Genomic DNA, 18,616 nt, shown 5'->3' with positions numbered 1-18,616 from the left:
CTTATTTCACACCTAAGGAACGTTTAATTTCAGCGTCATATAATGAGGAGTATGTCCGAGAAATAGAGTTCTCGGATAACATTTTATAGTTATCAACCGTTTCTTTAGAAATTTCGCCATCCTCATCTCTGAACAAGGCATGGTATAAAACATGATCACCTTTAGACTCATCCATCAGCAAATCAAACCATTTAAGCAATACGTAATCATGCGTGGCGATAATGACTTGCTGCCCGTTACGAGCAAGTTCAAGTAAACATTCAACGACCAGCCTCATTAGTACAGGGTTTATGTTCGACTCAGGTTCATCCCAAAGTAAAACATTCGCTTTGCCTTTAGCCAGTGCACCGACATGAATCAAGCGCTGTAACAAGCCAATTTTTCGATAGCCTTCTGCTATCATGGTTACCGAGGTCTCTGATTTAGCCGTTTTTCTAAATTCAAGTTGAGTAAAATCAGCATACATATCCGCACCTTTACTCTTTGATATTTCAGAGTTACCTTTTTCTACAAACAGCCCTTTAACAAATACATGCTCTGACCCATTAATTTCGAATTTACCACCAATAGCATTCACTAATATTGGAATGATCCGTCCAAGCCTAGGGTCTTTATTCACAGTTTCCGCTAAGCTTTCACTAGGCTCAGCTAGCAGTGTACGACACAGATCAACGATAGAATCATCAAAAAGAATGCTAAGTGTTTCTTGTGGTACCGCTTCTGTTTGAATTGCTTCAAGTAGTGACAATACTTCTTTAGTGGGCACCAATACGGGATTGCTAAGACCAGAAAATGCGGGCTCATGCTTAACTGTTTCGGTTCGAGAACCAAACTCAATTTTGGAAAGCTGCCCTGAAGAATCCTCAATACGGACTTCTGTTTTCCCTTCACCTCCACGATGATAGAGACCCGTTAGCTTTTTGTTATTTGGCTTAAATAAGCCTAATAACTTAGAGGTTACCTCTTGTTCATGAGAAAGTGCATAAATTGATTTTAATAGCTGCGTTTTACCACAGCTATTCTCACCAATAATAATGTTGATCCCTGATGAAAATTTCAGATCTAACTTTTTGAATGCTGCAAAGTTTTCTAATGATATAGCTGTAATCATAACTGTATGTTTTTCCCATCATTAATGGCTTGTAGTAGTGCTTTTTTGTACTCTTCAATGTACCCTTCAACATCACTCACCGTTGAAAGCCAAGGCTTGGCGTATTCAACTTTAATTTGTTTTGCAGAAACGCTTTTTATTTGTGATCTACCCGTTGATTGAACATCTGAAGAAGTTACAGTTTTTTCATCTACCGATTGTTTTTTAGACTTAGGTTTTTCTTCATGCTTAGGTTCTAGGGCTGGTTGCGACCAATCCATAAGCTTTTGAACCAGCTGACTATATATCTGCTCTTCAAAGCGCCTTGCTTCATCACGTAACATCGCGATCAATGACTGTTGCTTAAGCTTAGCAACAACACGCTTAAATACAGCTTTGAGTTGCTCTTGTCTTTCTAACTCCAACGCTTTGAACTCTTCAAAACTAATTAGCTTTGTTTCCAAAGAATAAATACTCTCAATAGCACTCTTTTGTTCCACCTTTACCTGTGCCTGAATTTTACTTTGCAGTGTTTCAGTATCTGTTTTGAGCCGCTGAATCGAGCTGCCCTTGTAAATATCTGCATTTACTAGGGCATTTTGAATACTTTGATATTCATCGCCCTCAACATACTCGATATTGGCTTTTTGGTCTGTTATCGCTTGTTTGGCAGCATCATAGATAGACTTTTGAGAGCCTTTCATGAACTTAACGATTGGATCTATGGTTTTTTCTTTGCAATCAAACAAGTTGTCTTCTTGCTTAACCAATTCGGTCATAAACCATGTATAAGGTTTAGTTTTGAAGTCATTTAGCTTTTCTACAATGTCTGACAATACTCGCAAGAATGGGTACTGCGATGCTTGAGATAGTAGCTTATCAAGGCCTCTTGCTTGCTCTAGAAAAGCGTCTTGAAGCTCTTTCGCTATCGCTTTCGGTTCAGATGCATGTGTAACTTTCTCAAAATAGTCGTTATAAAAATCTTTTACGGCTCTTAGTTGAGACGGCGTAAACTCCACCTGAGGGTCTAAAATAAGGTTACCGTGAACACTAATGTTACGGAGTGCACGTGATAGCTCCGCGTCATCGAGCAAATTCGTTGCTTCGCGAACCTCAACCTTACTGTTAGCACAAAGATACGCTAAGTTGCACAATACAGCTGCATAAGACCAACCATAAGGCTTGCTTTCAAACTTATCCAAAACAGACTTAACTGTTGTTCTTACTCCACCACGACTGTTGCTTTGAATATACGAGAACATTTCTTGTTGTGGTTCTGGCAGTTGAGTGTCATCACCCAATAGTCCTTGACCTGCTTTCTTAATAATGTCGGGAATATCAGTTTCACGATATGAAATATCACGCAACATTTTAAGATTAGGATAGGTATATTTGATAAGCTCACCAAACGCTCGAATAATCTTGCCTTGGCCATCTTCACCAGATAGCTCTACCTCCTTACCCGCAACAAAATAAGTCGCTGAGCCCACAAGTTTTGAAGTTAGTGCTTTAAGTTGATTGTAGCGCTCAACATTCTGTAGCCCTTTCTCTGTGAGAATACGCTTGATATTATCTTGCTGAGTTGCTTTCATTTCATGAGCAACATATTTCTCAGTTTGCTTGTAGAGCACTAAGTCGCTAACCAGCCTTGCGCTTTCAGGCAATACGACTCTCAATTCATGATTGAATAGCGTATCTGATTTATGCTTCTCAAGCGCTTCACGGTAGCCATGAAAAGATGTGATAACGTTGATGGCTAATTCGCTTTCTCGACCTGATAATTTGTCGTCTAGCTTTCGGCTAAAAGGATAGTCTTGGTTGTTTTCTTCCCAGCGAATTTTGCGATTTTTCAAAACACCGTCATAAATGAGCTTATCTAGTTGCGAAGCAATCACATCAGAGTCAATTTCTGTGTCTTTAATCGCTTTCTCTATATCTTGCTCTTCATCCGTCAGGTACTCAAAAAGATCCCCATTACGCTGAATGTAGGTTTCCTTTTCAAGAAGGTTTAATGCTTCCTCTACTTCAAGCTTGAGTGACGGAATATTGCGCGAGAAACTATCATGCATTAACACGCATAGGTTTCGTAGTGTCGGCTTAAACTCTTTGACATACTTAACGAGGAACAGTGCTTTCAATAGACGGATAGCAAATTGGTTGTCTAAGTTTAGCTCAGCTCTCAATATGGCTTGCTGGTTTGCTGTCTTCAATGCTGTTCGAATACCTTCAAACATAAGATCAAAGGTTGCTAGTTCACCTAGTTTGTGATCTTTTATCGCAATGGCGACCTGCTGGAACACGCCCAGCATCGAACGCTCACCTACCGAGCTATGTTTACCTTCAAAAGCACCATACTTCGATAGGTTTTGAATTGCAGACTGGAACAGGCCAAATTGGTACGGAATAAACGGATAGCTTTGAATGAAATGATCTTTGTCTTTGAAGTTCTTATAAGACTGGGAGCCATCTGCAAAATCAAATAGAGTCTTAAAGCTATTTTCTTGTTCATGGTATAGATCTGACAGAGTAGGAATAAACTCTTCTTTTTTTTCTAATAAACGTCGTTGAATGACTTCTGCTACGTCCTGACTAGTCAGTTTCATTCTGTTTTTGAAGCGAGCTTGAATCTTTGAAAAATCATTTTCACTTTGTTGGTCAACTTCACCGATAACCGATGACATATCCTCTTGAGCTGTCACTATGACCCAAGCTTGACCATTACATTTTGTAGCCAGGCTCTCAGCAACAGTTTGCAAGTTTGTCATCAATTTAATGTTGCCAGCTACATACTGTCCTACTTCATCAACAAAGAAGTTAAGTCTGAATCCTTCCTCTTGCTCTGATATGTAACTCTTAACTTGGTCAGCAAAATCTTCGATCGAAAGGCGATAATCTGAGCGGTATTTATCTAAAATACCTGAAACTTGTTGCTCTGTGATTGCGTTGTAGGCCTTATCAACAGCACCAGCCATTCTTTTTGCACGTGCGCGGCCATGCTCCCAGCTTTTACCACTGATAAATTCAAATTTGCTCTTGAATTGTTCTAAAAGGCCATCCTCTTTTAGCTCTCGCTCGAATTGTGCAATGTAAGCTTGCTTACCATAAAAACCACAATGTTCATCGAACACTTTTACAAATACAGCGATTAGAGCATCCAACTCTGTTTTGCTGATAACATCGGCTTTTTGATCAATATTAAAGAGAATACTTTCAGATGGTATATTGACCGCACGTTTGAAATCATTGGCAAATATGCCACCTTCATTTAGGGGGCTTTTCTCTAAAAAAAGCTCTAATGGCGTCACTCCGTCAATTGGATTATTCTCAAGCAATAATGCAAGCATTTTTAGAAGGTGAGATTTACCCGAACCAAAAAAACCAGATACCCATACGCCGTTAGCACCTTGATAGTTAAGGTAGGCATCTAAGAAAATATCTAGTCGCTTAGCTACTTCATCGGTAATAATGTATTCATCTAATTCGACGTACAGAGCAACATCATCATCAGCCTTGATTACACCTTCAATAGGGCGGTCGACTTTTTTCTTAAATAGTTCTTCTAACTTCATATTCATTTTTTACAACTTCCTTTAACTTGCCCTATCAAGGATATTGAATGCACGGTAATACTTGTCATCTTCTAAGGTGCCAAAAAGGATTAGAGAAGAGCCTTTTTCAAGAGAATGCTTATACTTGCCAGGAAAAAACAACAGCGTTGGTTTGTCTTTTGCTTTAATCTGTAAGTTTTCCAATAAACTACTAGAGCGAATATATGGGAATACCTCACCAACACCTGTAATCATTAGAATGTCAAAATTATATTCTGTCATTCGATCGACAATCGTGGGGATCAAAACGGTCTTAGTATCGATAATGCCTTGAAGCTCTTCCTTTAGCTCATCTTTAGACATTGTTGATTCATTATCAATCAACCACTTCCAATCTCCCTCTTTTTTCGAGATATCAATAACAAGATCGTAGAGATTTATTTCAAGGACCTTTACTTGAGCATCCCTCAAGTAATTCTTAACTTGTTTGACCAGTATATTGATCTCACTCTGAAGCGACGGTTCAAAAGGACAAATATGAAAAGGAATATCTCCATTTAATCCTTCCATTTTGATGAATGAAGAGCTAGATAGCACATCTGTTAAGTGTGTGTATGCATCTGGAAGATTATCCTTAGTTAGCACACTATTAAACTTGCCTGACATTTAGCTATAGTCTCCCGGATAGATTCGAAGGTAGTCAGAGTTACTTTGTTTAATCAACGTCTCGAGTTCCTTTGAGATTTGTTGGTGTATCATCACCTTACTTTCATCTACTAAGCCACATTCAGTGAGCATCTTGAACATAATTTGCTGAGCTTTATATCTAGACTGTTGGGTGATTTTATCTAAGTTGCTATGCCACTCGGCTTTAGCGTTTAAAAATGAGGCATAGTCTTCAGGATAAAGTTGAAAATGGCTATTGCTATACCGTTCTGAGAGTACTTCAATTGCAAATTGATACGTGAACGGATACTGACGGCAAATAGCTAACCAAACGAGATGTTTAACATCGGCATCAGACTTAGTCATCAACGCTAATTCATTATCAGATAAATTTTTCAAGCGTTTAGAAACTTCACCATATACTGTTTTAGATGTGCTTTCTGTTCGAGCCTGCAAAAGGTTACTTGCTAACACTTCTTCACGAACTAAATCCCAATCTTTCAATCGAATATATTGCTCAGCTATGACTCTACTTTCATGAATCAATGCAGGTCTTAGAGTGAGCGAAAGCTTTTCATTAATATTATTCATTATCACTCTTCTCCGAAAATTATGAGGTATTGCCACCTATAACTCATTTATAGATTTTTTCAATTTTAAACTACCAAAATAAGCTGACTCTATGCGCCGCGTCGACAATTCTTTTCTCTCACGTCATGCATAGATAGTATCTTTGCTTACACTGTAATGGTCAGGCATAATCTGTAAATCCTTAAATATTATTCGTACGATTGTAACACATGAAAGGATAAGCCCAAGATTAAACTGAGTTGACTCGGTATGATTGAAAATAATATTCAACTATGAAAGTTTTAAATGGAATTTCAAATGAGAATATGATGATGAGGCTAACTATAGTAAAGAATATAGACATATACAGTGATCACTGTGTTGTTTACCGTTCCTATTAATTGGAAAAATATTTTTTATATAACCACTTCTCTATACTTATATTATTTTATTTATGATTAATAATCAACGGGTTATATTTAAATAAAATATAAATTTTATATAAGATAGTGATCAAGTGATCACAACCATGGTTTGATCACTTGAGGATTAAAAAGCTTTTTAGGGAAATTGAAAAGATACTGTCTTGCTGTTGTGGCATTTAAACCATAAATTTTTGCATATTCGCTTACGTTATACCCTTGTATCCAAAAATTTTGATAGTAATTATCGAAGTGATGTGACCAAAATTCACTCATTGTTTTTCTTTGTAATTGCCTGAACGCTGTCTTTTGCTCAAGTTTATGTTTCTCGATATATTCTTTTACGCTTAATTTAGGTTTGTGCTGGTGGAAATTTCTTCTGTGATATATCCAATATAATATGCTAATACTACTACCTCCTATTTTTCTAAAATTGGAATAACATCTTCTTAGATTTAAATGATATCTATTACTATATTCAATTATAGAAATGCCTTCTTTAATAACTTCTTTTCTATAGTTAAAATAATGAAATAACCAATCAGCTTTTTTATTGAAAGAATTATAAATATAATACTGATCGAGTTCAATTAAGTTATGTGATAAATAAGCTTTGAAAATAGAATCTAACTTAAAGGACTTTATTTCATTGGTTATTTGTAAATATAGTGGTTTTGAGTTTTTTCTAGCCAATTTTTGTTGATAATCACATCTCATAATAAGTAACCTATTATTTAATATACTTAGAGAGAATCGAATGCAAAGGTTTACTTTCTTTTTTTCTTAATATTAAGCTACTTGAACCATAACGCTTTGTATGTGAATTTTTTCTTTCTTTGGTAATATTTTTAGCTAAATAGCTTAAACGGTATATGATATTGGCAAGCGTTGACATATCACTTTGGTGGCATAGATAATAACAGTTTTTAGGAATACTATGAGTACCATTATTGGTCTCTTTCCAGCAAAAGTCTACCATGTTCTGCAATGATGCTGAGTGGTGAATAACATTACCATCAACAAATAATGCACAATGATAGTGTTGCGATTGACTCTTATTTTGCTCTCTAACCCAAAATAATTTAATAAAAGATTTTTTATATTTACATTTAAATTCAGATAGTAATTTTCTAGAGAATTTTGTTATTGATTCATTTTTATCACTGTATTTTGGTAAATGAAGATCGAACCTTATTACAGTAATTCGCTTGGAAATAGAAAAGCTATCACCTAGTAATAATATAATTTTATTAATTATCTTATTATCTGGATATATATTATTCTCTCTACAAAAATAGGAAGGTAACCCATAATCGTTATATTTGTAATAATCTAAATTTATTTCTGAACGAAGATTTTTTGGAATATATTTTTTCATAAATACCACCGTAATATTATAAATATCCTGAGTTAATATAGTTAAGAAAGCGAGTGTTTCTCTGTGTTTTCATGTTTTTTTATTAAGGAAATAAAGAAATTAATGGTCAAAATAGAGCAAGATATAGATATGTTTTTATTAAGCTAATTACCACCAGCTTTAATTTATCGAACCATATTTTTAATTTCCTCTGGTGACCAACCAATCGTAACAGAGCCCCAATTTGTTGGTGGTGGAATTTTATTAAGTCTTATCCATCGATTAAGTGTTGTTCGGCTAACACGAAAATGCCTGCATAAATCATCTTTAGATAAATAGTGAGAAACAGGTAAGATTTTATGGTTGAATAATTTAGCATCAGTATTTTTCATGGCAGCGTCTTTATCTTTGATGACACCAAATTAGCAACTCAGATAACATCCAACCACAACTACAATTTCCAAGTTGTTTACGTTTAGGAAAGTTGTTCTCTTTTTCTAATTTCCATGCTTGTGACCGTGATATAGATGTGATTTCTTTGCGCTCTTTTTCTCTGACTAGACGATCAGTAGTGTAACCGTAAAGGTGTAAGATTGTTTTTTTATCGAGTTGAATATCAGACATGATTCTATCCCCACAAAGTTGTTTCGGTTTGCATGAGGATAGATTGGTTTGAAATCGTTGCGGTGTAAATAGGGGGCAGTTACTGGGTACCAGATAAAAAATTATAAAAATAGTTATTTTATAGCTAATTTATTTATTATGAATGCATATAACATATTGTTTTTTGTTATTTTTATATGATTTATGTCATTGCTATTTTTTATTGATAGTAATAGTTAAATAGGCTAAATGAGACTTCATAATAATGGTCAAGTAACAACTTGATTAAGTATTAACGATTTCTTACATTCTTAGTGCGAGTTGAATTTGAGCCTTTAAACCAATTTTTATTTAACTCCCCATCCTTGATTAATTCACTAATGTAATTTTTTATTAGCTCATTACCAGAGTCTTTGTATTGAACAATTAGATCAGGATCGGATTTTATTAAATTAGTTATATTTTTTTCGATTCTATTAGCAATTTCTTTTCTAGTAAAAATAGTTTCAGAGCTATCAACCAGGATAGGACTAAGATAGTTTATCACTTCCTCTTTAATATAATTTTTTAACTTTATTTTTCTATTTTTTGAAGCTAGTCCGCCAATAGAACTATTAATATTTCTTTGTTTTTTATGCTCTTTTTGAATGTTTTTTACGACAACACCACTTGTTACCATTAGCTCTTTTTCAAGTATTGCTTTAAATTCTTTGTGGCAATATTCCATCGATAAGCAATAAAAAGCATCAAGTAAATGTCTACCAATAAAATCTCTATTGTCAGCTCCATTCCATTCAGGATTTTCTTTACTCATTCCAGATAAGTTTCTATTTAACGTAGAATCTCGATGGTTCTCTTTTTCGTATTCATAAAATTTTTTTAATTTTAACTCAGCGAAATTAAGATGTAAAAGTGCACTCTGAAGGCTCTTCAGATATTTTTTATCTTCATCATTTAGAGCTTCAGGTTCCTTGATAGCCTGCTCTAAAGCTATAAGGGTATAGACTACGTTATGGTACATATCTTATTGCCTCACTATTTAAATAATGGAAAATACGGTGTAGTCATTGGTGTAGTCATTTTAAACAAAAGGCACTATAGCCAATGACCATAGTGCCTTTTAAAACAGCCTGTTAACTGACTAGGATCAGTTCATGCCGTATTTTTTCAGTTTTTTACGCAGTGTGCCGCGGTTAATGCCCATCATTTGCGCTGCACGCGTTTGGTTGCCACGGGTGTACTGCATTACCATGTCCAACAATGGCTGTTCAACTTCAGCCAATACTAGCTCATATAAGTCATTAACATCTTGACCGTTTAATTGAGCAAAATAGTTCTTCAGTGCTTGTTTAACTGAGTCACGTAAAGGTTTTTGGGTCACCTGATCTTGTGAATTTACGGTGGCAACTGTTAGTACGTCTGAATTTACGCGTTGTTCGAACATAGTTCTGTCAGCTCTTTTATTTATTTACGCAAAAAATTTTCGAAATATGCTTCCAACGCCTCCAGCTGTTCGCTGGCATCCTCTATGGCGTTGAAGGAGCGCCGAAACTGGTCATCAGGGGCATGTTCCTTGAGGTACCAAGAGACATGCTTGCGTGCAATGCGAGTTCCTTTGCCTTGACCGTAAAAGTCGTGCAACTCACGCACATGCTTTTGCATTATTTGTTGTACCTCTGCAATCGGCAGAGGGGGCAACAGTTCACCTGTGTCCAGATAGTGCTGGATTTCCCGAAAGATCCAGGGTCTTCCCTGAGCAGCGCGACCGATCATCAAAGCATCGGCTCCAGTGTAGTCTAATACTGCTCTGGCTTTTAGCGGGTCTGTTATGTCTCCATTCGCAATAATAGGAATAGAAACACTCTGCTTAACTGTCCGAATACTGTCGTATTCGGCTTCCCCTTTGAACAAACACTCGCGTGTACGTCCATGAATAGTGAGAGCCTGAATACCACAACGTTCAGCCAATTTGGCAATCTCTACACAGTTACGTTCATCAGGTGACCAGCCAGTACGGATCTTGAGAGTAACAGGAACATCTACCGCGTTAACCACAGCAGAGAGGATCTCTGCGACAAGGTCGGGATGACGAAGTAGTGCTGAACCGGCTAGCTTTTTATTCACCTTTTTTGCAGGGCAACCCATGTTAATGTCGATAATTTGAGCGCCACTATCTGCGTTTATTTTCGCAGCTGCCGCCATATCAACGGGATCACTTCCTGCAATTTGTACGGAGCGGATCCCCAATTCATCACTATGTACCATTCGTAATCGAGACTTGTCTGTCTGCCAAACCTGAGGATTGGAAGAAAGCATTTCAGAAACTGTCATACCCGCACCCATATCATAGCAAAGCGACCGAAAAGGTCGGTCTGTAACGCCAGCCATGGGAGCCGCGATAAGGCAATTTTTTAACTGATACTGTCCGATTCGCATAGATGAAAAGAGGGCCAAACTGTGACTGCAAGGGCGCGTATATTACGCATTTTTTGCCAGATATGAAAGGACAAAGTTTAACCAAATTGCGAAAAAAAGTTACTTTTTTACACTTGATTTTTTATGAATTGATTATTTAATCAATAAAAACATGATGTTATATGTTTTTGGAAAATTAAAAATTGATGATATAGAATTGATAAACAAGTGAAACTAAGTAGAGTTTATCAGGCAAAAATGTGATTAATGCCTGATAAACAATAATTAAGTGAAATTTTAACGCAATAAGATTATCTCATTTTGGTTAATATTTGTTCGGCGTTATTTTTTCATACCGGTAATACGACACCACTCTTCTTTTTCAGCAACAGGATCTAAGTTAAATAATCCTTCATAGGCAGCAGCTACACCTTCTGCTTGTGTCGCTAACACACCTGAAAGACCTAGATGTCCACCTTGGCGAGGCAGTGTGCTGATAATAGGTGCTAGTTCACGCAATGGGCCTGCTAAAATATTGGCGACTACAACATCAGCGCTGAGGTTATCAGGCTGGTCTTTTGCAAGATACAATGTGAGTGCATCAGAAACACCATTACGCTGTGCATTATCACGACTTGCTTGGATAGCTTGAGGATCGATATCAATACCAATCGCTTTTGCTGCACCCAGTTTTAATGCCGCAATAGCTAAAATGCCAGAGCCACAACCGAAGTCGATAACCGTTTTACCCGCTAAATCTAAACCATCAAGCCACTGAAGGCATAATGAGGTGGTAGGGTGGGTACCTGTACCAAATGCAAGACCAGGGTCTAGCATGACGTTAACGGCGTTAGGATCAGGCACTTCACGCCAGCTTGGGCAAATCCATAAACGCTCGCCAAAACGCATTGGGTGGAAGTTATCCATCCACTCACGTTCCCAATCTTTATCTTCGAGTTGTTCAATCTTGTGCAGGAAACCTTGACCGAGTAATGGCGTATTTTCTAACATCGCCACAACGATTTTCATGTCAGTTTCTGCATCATATAAGCCGATAACGTCAGTATCACCCCAAAGACGAGTTTCACCCGGTAAAGGTTCAAAAATAGGGGTATCGTGACTATCTTGGAAAGTCACTGAAACGGCACCGCTTTCAACCAATTCATCACCAATAGCTTCTGCATTAGCGGCGGTTGCATTAAGTCTTAATTGTATCCAAGGCATAATTAGTCTCTTTAAAAACGAATTCACTGTAATGATGCTGATTGGGGCAGAGTATGCTCTCCAAATCGATTAGCCACAAGAAACGCAACTAAGCTCAATAACAGTGATGGAACAATGGGGTGGAATCCAGCTATCTGGATATTAAATGTCGCAAGGGTGGCATAGAGTGTGGCACCAGTGATCATGCCCGCAATCGCACCATAACGGTTGGCTTTTTCCCAATAAAGCCCAAGAACTAAAGGCCATAAGAAAACCGCTTGTAGGCCACCAAAAGCCAGTAAGTTAAGCCAAATAATCATCGATGGTGGGTTCCATGCTGCAAACAGTAGTAACACACCTAAAATCAAGGTCGAAAGGCTTGATAAACGAGAGATACGTTTCTCATTCGTGATCGCATGTGGGGCGATATTGAGATAGAGATCTTTGACCAATGTTGCTGACGATTGTAACAGCTGAGCATTAATCGTCGACATAATGGCAGCCATCGGTGCCGCAAGGAAAATACCTGCTGCAATAGGCGGTAATACTTCAACCATCAGTGTTGGAATAACCTGATCAGGAACCGTCAAATCAGGAATTATCGCCCGACCTAATGCGCCAGCAAAGTGCATACCAAACATCAGTAATGACATCACAATGGTGCCAATGATGATCCCTTTATGCATGGCTTTACTGTCTTTGTAAGATATGCAACGTACTGCTGTATGTGGCAAGCCGATAACACCAAAACAGACAAGCACCCAGAATGATGCCATAAACGGACCACTTAAAATCCCATCCGCACCTTGAGGAGAGGTTAATGCTGGATCGATGGCATTGAGTTTTTGTATCGCAACATCTAATCCACCTGCTTTATATATAATGGCAAACAGGAGAATAAATGTACCAAGCAGCATCACAAGACCTTGTAAGGCGTCGTTTAATACGCTGGCTCTAAATCCGCCAATCGCAGTGTACAGCGCAATGGAGATCCCAAAGATCAGTAAGCCGAATTCATAAGGAATGCCAGCCGCAGTTTCTAATAAGCGCGCTCCACCAATAAACTGTACTGTCATGGCGCCGACAAAAGCGACTAACAGGCTTAAACTGGCAAACCAGACTAGAAAACGGCTTTTGTAACGCGCATACAGCATATCGTTTAAGGTAACGGCATTATAACGGCGCGCTAAAATGGCAAATTTTTTTCCTAAAACTCCCAGAGAGAGCCAAATAGCGGGAAGTTGGATCATCGAAAGTAATACCCAACCGATACCGTATTTATAGGCAGCACCCGGCCCGCCAATAAAGGAGCTGGCACTGACATACGTTGCAGTGATAGTCATGGCTAGCACGAAGCCACCCATTGAGCGATTACCAAGAAAATATTCGTTAAGAAACTCGCCTTTTTCGCGCTTACGGTATGCATAAGCCGACAGCAGAAAGACCAGCAGAAGGTAGCCAATCAGTGGCACTATGACCTCAGTTTGCATCGTCATGCTCATCTCCTAACGGCATATCTTTGAAAAAGTAGCGCACCATCAGATAGCACAACAGAAAAAACAAAACAGGTAGAAATAAGCATGAAAGCTCAAACCAAAGAGGTAAACCAGTAATGCCTAGTGTGTTATCAGGTAAATAGGCGGTAATTAACCAACCCAACAAATACATAAAAGTTAAAATTAGGGCCCAAAGGGCTTCTTTGTGGGCCTGAACAAAACGTTTGTCCATCTGTTCTCCCAATCTTAATAGGGTTAAAAATGAATGGGAGGATTGTACGGGAAAGTGAGTATTGATTCAGTGAAAATTAATCACAAAGTCATAAGGGAATATTTAAAATAGATTATCTTATTGTTTTAAAAGGATTCGTGACCATTTTCTATTAAGAGAATAATAGAATAGAGATAGATTTATATATTAATCAACAAATAAACTGTTGAAATAATCGCCACAAAGAGGGTGTTTAAGATTATGGAAAATAGGAAAAAAGAAGAGCAGACACTAAAATAAATTGATCAAACGTGGTGCTCTTCTTTGTTTTACTCATCTCATAAATTAAAAATTAAAGGGCATTTTTTATTCTTTCTAAACCTTCTTTGATAATGGCGCGAGGACAAGCAAGGTTAATACGAATATAGTTATCGCCATTACTCACAAACATATTTCCACCTTCTAATAAAACGCCTGTTTTATTAGCAAAATAGAGTGAAAGTTGTTGGTTATCGACATCTTCAGGTAAATAATCTGCTAAATTGATCCATGCTAAATAGGTTGAATCAGGTATTTTAAAGTTTGCTTTTGGAAAATGAACCTGAGTAAATTCTTGTACTAATTTAAAGTTATCATCGAGATAGTTTCTTAGTTCTTTTAACCATTCATCACATTGAGAATAAGCGGCTTTTGTTGCAACTAAACTTAATGGTGAAATAAAGTCATCATAAAGACGAAGCCACTCTTTTTTTACTTCTTCATCTTTAATAAAGATATGAGACATCAGATTACCTGCGAGATTAAATGTCTTGCTTGGAGCCATGCAGGTAACAATTTTCTCATAATAAGGGAAGAGTTTAGCAATGGGGGTATGCGTCACGCCGTTACGTAATAAATCACAATGTATTTCATCTGATATCATCCAAATATCATTTTCAACACAGAGTTTCCCCATCTTAATTAGCTCTTCTTCAGTCCATACTTTACCCGTTGGGTTTTGAGGGTTACATAAAATAAAGAGCTTAATATTGAGTGAGTTATCTTTAATTTTGCGTTCCATATCGGCAAAATCGACAGAGAACTCACCGTCTTTTTCTAATAAATCAGAGTAGATCACTTGGCGAGAGTTATAATCTCCCGCTTGTTTAAATGGCGTATAAGAAGGTGTTTGAATAAGGATACTTTCATCTTCTTTTATTAATAAAGGCACTAGGCGATTTAATGCAGGAATAATACCCGGTGATAATACAATTTCATGCGGTTCAATTTCCCAATCATAATGTCTTTGGCACCAATCTTTAAATATTTGGTAATACTCGTCATCATACACTTTGGTATAACCTAATATTTTTCTATCAAGGCGCGCTTTAATGGCATCAAGCACTTCAGGTGGAGTAGAGAAGTCCATATCCGCAACCCACATTCTAATAAACTCATTATCAGCAAAGGCAAATTGCGCATCTTTCTCTGCTTTAAAAATATACTGACGCCAACCATCATAATTTAAAGCATCGGTATCTTTTCTATCTATAATTTCGTCAAAGTTATATTTCATGGTTAAGCCTTTAATACGTCTAATTTAATTAAATAAATTTTAAGAAAGGGGAAATACAAAGCAGGATGCCTGTAAAGATAATTAAATACAGTGATCCACCTTTATAGCGGTGTAATGAAGGTACTTTGTAAACTAAATAAGCAGGAATAAGACAACCTACAATCCCGAAAATAGGGCTACAGATTGAAGTGAACATTAATACTGGCAGATTAAGAACAATGGCTCCCCACGCAATAACGACAGTGAAAATGACAATACAAAGCGAGAGGATTTTCTGATTAATTTTTTCTGCAGGAATAATACGAGTGAGAGCATTCATGACTAAGCCTTGTACTGCTTCTTTAAAGCCTAGATAAACCCCAAAGAATGCGGTCATTAATGCAAAGATATTGAGTGCAACGCCAACGGGAGTCACGTATTTAGCCGCATCACCTTCAATAAATTGTGCTGCGATCGCTAGTGCAGAAATATTCTGTTCATAGGCTTTAACCGCTTCATCATGTCCAATGGCAAAAGTAAAAGAAACCGCATAGAAGAAGACAACACAAAAGAGTGTACCGAAAGAGATATTCATGGCTCTTAAGGCTTTGTATCGAGCGACTTCAATCGATTTATTTTTAGCACGATAAGAAATTACCATCGGGCTAAGGGATTGAATAAAGAGTATAGAAGTGAGCGTAAAAGGTAGGGTAATAATAGCGTTTTTAATTAATAGACTAAAAGGTGGGAAGGTATCGATATTTTTCGACAGATCCCACATGCTGATCATCATGACACCCAGAGCAAATACAACCAATAATTTAGATAACACCATAAAACTTGAGATTTTAAATAATAGCTCTTCGCTTCGTGATGCAATTAATACGAGAAATGAGATAAGAATTAGGCCATAGAATGGATTTTCTGACAGCAATCCTTCTGTGACACCAAAGGTGTGTAGATAAGAGGCAGTATCATTGGTAAGTGCAGTTGGATAAGCAAAAATCCATATCACCAACATTAAGAAATAAAGTAAACCTAAAAACATTCCCCAGTTTTTACCAAGATAGCCTTCGATAACACTTGGGTAGTCTTTACATTCTTTAGAGTCGGCAAGGGTATTAATAAATAGGCGTTGAAAGAGGTACATGGCAGGGTAGCCAATAATAGAAGAGAGTAAAAATACCCATAACCCAATTAAGCCAACTTGTACGGGTAAAAAAACAATACCTGCACCAATCGCCATACCGATACTGATAATAATCCACCCCATATCGGTATTATCAAATCGAGTTAATTTTTTCCATTCTTCTTTTGAGAGAGAGGCCCTATCAACTTTTTGTTCTAATAAGGTCATACATGTAATCCCATGTGAAAGTAAAATTTATAGTATTTGTTTTGTTTAGTTTATTTTTGAAACATGATTTCTAATCATTTTGTATTAGCTGAATAACGATACTTCGAGAATAATTTTAGCAATTAGTGTGATTAATTATTTCTCCATATTGGAAGCAATACGGACTTATTTATTAATAAAATTCGCTAAAATTGAGTTATGAATTAATTATATTTGATAAAAACGTTATTTTGATTAACGTCACAGAGGTGTAAATAGAATGGATCTTGACAAAACGGATATGGGGATCCTTAAGCTGTTACAAGAAGAAGGGCGACTCAATAATGCGGAAATTGCTAAGCGTGTTTTTTTATCCCCACCAGCTTGTTGGAAGCGACTTAAGGCATTAGAAAAGGGTGTGATTAAGAGTTATCGAGCAATAATTGAACCTAAGCATTTAGGGTTTAATTTTTATGCTTTTATGAATATTACGTTAGATCTACATTCAGAAGATAATATGGCGCATTTTGAGCAAGAAATAATGAAAATTGATAATGTGATTTCTTGCCATAATATCTCAGGGCGATATGACTATATGTTGCAACTGGTCGTTAAAGATATGGAAGATTTTCACAACGTTTCAATGATGAAAGTGCGCGCAATTGGCAATATCAAAGAGATGAATACCAGCTTTAGTATTAGAGAAATAAAACCTTTTAAAGGGTTCCCTATTAAATAAATATCCATCAGAAAATCTGCAATAAAAAAGGCATAGTTAATAAACTATGCCTTTTCTTGTTAAGCGAGAAAGATTATTTCTCAGCTAAACCTAAACGTTTTTCAAGGTAGTGAATGTTGGTACCACCTTTTTGGAATTGCTCATCATTCATAATGAACTGGTGTAGTTCAATATTGGTTTTAATACCATCAATGATAAGTTCCGCCAGCGCATTCTTCATGCGAGAGATTGCGATTTCGCGTGTTTCACCGTAAGTGATCAATTTACCAATCATTGAATCATAGTGAGGTGGAACAGTATAACCTGCGTAAATATGCGATTCCCAACGCACGCCAAATCCACCTGGTGAGTGGAAGCGAGTGATCGTGCCTGGGCTTGGCATGAAGGTTTTTGGATCTTCTGCGTTGATACGACATTCAATTGCATGACCATGAACGTTAATTTGATCTTGCGTTACCGATAAAGGTAAGCCAGATGCAATGCGTAACTGTTCTTTGATTAAGTCGATGCCAGTGATCATTTCTGTTACTGGATGTTCAACCTGAATTCGGGTGTTCATCTCAATAAAGTAGAATTCACCATTTTCATACAAGAATTCGAATGTACCTGCACCACGATAGCCGATTTCAATACATGCGTTCGCACAGCGTTCGCCGATATTTTTACGGATTTCAGGGGTAATCCCCGGTGCTGGAGCTTCTTCAACCACTTTTTGGTGACGACGTTGCATTGAGCAATCACGTTCAGCCAAATAGATTGCATTACCTTGACCATCAGCCATAACTTGAATTTCAACATGGCGTGGGTTTTCAAGGTATTTTTCCATGTATACCATGTCGTTGCTAAATGCCGCTTTTGCTTCTGCACGCGTCATTGTAATGGATTGTTCTAGATCTTTTTCAGAACGAACAACACGCATACCGCGTCCACCACCGCCACCAGAGGCTTTGATGATAACTGGGTAGCCAATACGTTTAGCAATTTCAATATTTTTTGCAGTGTCGTTACCTAAAGGACCGTCTGATCCTGGTACACAAGGAACACCAGCTTTTTTCATCGCTTCAATCGCAGAAACTTTGTCACCCATTAGGCGGATGGTTTCAGCTTTGGGGCCGATAAAAATAAAGCCTGAGCGTTCAACTTGCTCTGCGAAATCAGCATTTTCAGACAGGAAACCGTATCCTGGATGAATGGCTTGTGCGCCACTGATCTCAGCCGCTGCAATAATTGCAGGGATATTTAGGTAACTTTTTGCTGAAGCAGCGGGACCAATACAGATAGTCTCGTCTGCCAGCAGAACGTGTTTTAAATCACGGTCTGCCGTGGAGTGAACAGCGACTGCTTTGATCCCAAGCTCTTTACATGCTCTTAGGATACGCAGTGCTATCTCACCACGGTTGGCAATGAGGATTTTTTCTAGCATGGA

At 37.4% G+C, this 18,616-nt stretch carries 18 protein-coding genes; 1 reads left to right on the top strand and 17 read right to left on the bottom strand.

Features of this window, described 5'->3' with window-relative positions; translation table 11 throughout:
• Window position 1: 1 nt before the first annotated feature.
• The 16 genes from GTK47_RS19235 to GTK47_RS19160 form a co-directional block, all read right to left on the bottom strand.
• Window positions 2-1,111, bottom strand: coding sequence for an AAA family ATPase (locus tag GTK47_RS19235; RefSeq protein ID WP_165126217.1), 1,110 nt, complete (start codon window positions 1,109-1,111; stop codon window positions 2-4).
• Window positions 1,108-4,665, bottom strand: coding sequence for a BREX system P-loop protein BrxC (gene brxC, locus GTK47_RS19230; RefSeq protein ID WP_206535871.1), 3,558 nt, complete (start codon window positions 4,663-4,665; stop codon window positions 1,108-1,110). The genes GTK47_RS19235 and brxC overlap by 4 nt, the downstream gene beginning before the upstream one ends.
• 15 nt (window positions 4,666-4,680) lie before the next feature.
• A complete protein-coding gene (locus GTK47_RS19225) occupies window positions 4,681-5,304 on the bottom strand; it encodes a DUF1788 domain-containing protein (protein ID WP_165126214.1) in 624 nt (207 codons plus the stop codon).
• The gene (locus GTK47_RS19220) at window positions 5,305-5,895 is read right to left on the bottom strand and encodes a DUF1819 family protein (protein WP_206535870.1); all 591 of its coding nucleotides are present in this window, start codon (window positions 5,893-5,895) and stop codon (window positions 5,305-5,307) included.
• A 500-nt stretch (window positions 5,896-6,395) separates the two neighbouring features.
• Window positions 6,396-7,013, bottom strand: a complete 618-nt coding sequence (locus tag GTK47_RS19215; RefSeq protein ID WP_165126211.1) for a hypothetical protein — start codon at window positions 7,011-7,013, stop codon at window positions 6,396-6,398.
• A 13-nt stretch (window positions 7,014-7,026) separates the two neighbouring features.
• The gene (locus tag GTK47_RS19210; protein WP_165126208.1) at window positions 7,027-7,674 is read right to left on the bottom strand and encodes an inovirus-type Gp2 protein; all 648 of its coding nucleotides are present in this window, start codon (window positions 7,672-7,674) and stop codon (window positions 7,027-7,029) included.
• Window positions 7,675-7,838: 164 nt separating this feature from the next.
• Window positions 7,839-8,045 carry a helix-turn-helix domain-containing protein gene (locus GTK47_RS19205; protein WP_123821901.1) on the bottom strand — a complete coding sequence of 69 codons (207 nt, stop codon included), beginning with the start codon at window positions 8,043-8,045 and terminating at the stop codon, window positions 7,839-7,841.
• A gap of 10 nt (window positions 8,046-8,055) precedes the next feature.
• The gene (locus GTK47_RS19200) at window positions 8,056-8,277 is read right to left on the bottom strand and encodes an AlpA family phage regulatory protein (protein WP_123821902.1); all 222 of its coding nucleotides are present in this window, start codon (window positions 8,275-8,277) and stop codon (window positions 8,056-8,058) included.
• Window positions 8,278-8,548: 271 nt separating this feature from the next.
• Complete coding sequence (locus tag GTK47_RS19195) at window positions 8,549-9,277, bottom strand: hypothetical protein (protein ID WP_165126205.1); 729 nt, start codon at window positions 9,275-9,277, stop codon at window positions 8,549-8,551.
• Between the two features lie 126 nt (window positions 9,278-9,403).
• The gene (gene fis / locus GTK47_RS19190) at window positions 9,404-9,700 is read right to left on the bottom strand and encodes a DNA-binding transcriptional regulator Fis (protein WP_004245342.1); all 297 of its coding nucleotides are present in this window, start codon (window positions 9,698-9,700) and stop codon (window positions 9,404-9,406) included.
• A gap of 20 nt (window positions 9,701-9,720) precedes the next feature.
• Window positions 9,721-10,692: a tRNA dihydrouridine synthase DusB gene (gene dusB, locus GTK47_RS19185; protein ID WP_069368388.1), complete on the bottom strand. Its 972-nt coding sequence runs from the start codon at window positions 10,690-10,692 to the stop codon at window positions 9,721-9,723.
• Window positions 10,693-11,013: 321 nt separating this feature from the next.
• The gene (gene prmA, locus GTK47_RS19180; RefSeq protein WP_165126179.1) at window positions 11,014-11,895 is read right to left on the bottom strand and encodes a 50S ribosomal protein L11 methyltransferase; all 882 of its coding nucleotides are present in this window, start codon (window positions 11,893-11,895) and stop codon (window positions 11,014-11,016) included.
• 23 nt (window positions 11,896-11,918) lie between these two features.
• Window positions 11,919-13,364: a sodium/pantothenate symporter gene (gene panF, locus GTK47_RS19175; protein WP_165126761.1), complete on the bottom strand. Its 1,446-nt coding sequence runs from the start codon at window positions 13,362-13,364 to the stop codon at window positions 11,919-11,921.
• Window positions 13,354-13,602 (bottom strand): YhdT family protein, encoded by a 249-nt coding sequence (locus GTK47_RS19170; protein WP_023582900.1) that lies wholly within the window; start codon window positions 13,600-13,602, stop codon window positions 13,354-13,356. Before GTK47_RS19170 ends, panF begins: the two co-directional genes overlap by 11 nt.
• A gap of 331 nt (window positions 13,603-13,933) precedes the next feature.
• Window positions 13,934-15,136: a PatB family C-S lyase gene (locus GTK47_RS19165; protein WP_165126176.1), complete on the bottom strand. Its 1,203-nt coding sequence runs from the start codon at window positions 15,134-15,136 to the stop codon at window positions 13,934-13,936.
• 28 nt (window positions 15,137-15,164) lie between these two features.
• A complete protein-coding gene (locus tag GTK47_RS19160) occupies window positions 15,165-16,472 on the bottom strand; it encodes an aromatic amino acid transport family protein (protein ID WP_165126173.1) in 1,308 nt (435 codons plus the stop codon).
• Between the two features lie 259 nt (window positions 16,473-16,731).
• Between GTK47_RS19160 and GTK47_RS19155 the strand changes: the two genes are divergently transcribed.
• Window positions 16,732-17,190, top strand: coding sequence for an Lrp/AsnC family transcriptional regulator (locus tag GTK47_RS19155; RefSeq protein WP_098941222.1), 459 nt, complete (start codon window positions 16,732-16,734; stop codon window positions 17,188-17,190).
• A 73-nt stretch (window positions 17,191-17,263) separates the two neighbouring features.
• Here GTK47_RS19155 and accC read toward each other — a convergent pair whose 3' ends face one another.
• Window positions 17,264-18,613, bottom strand: a complete 1,350-nt coding sequence (gene accC / locus GTK47_RS19150; RefSeq protein WP_075671491.1) for an acetyl-CoA carboxylase biotin carboxylase subunit — start codon at window positions 18,611-18,613, stop codon at window positions 17,264-17,266.
• Window positions 18,614-18,616 lie beyond the last annotated feature (3 nt).

Origin of the sequence: Proteus sp. ZN5, assembly GCF_011046025.1 — a bacterium.
Lineage (GTDB): Bacteria > Pseudomonadota > Gammaproteobacteria > Enterobacterales > Enterobacteriaceae > Proteus.
Note: the sequence above shows the minus strand (reverse complement) of the source record. Positions and strands in the feature narration are given on the sequence as shown.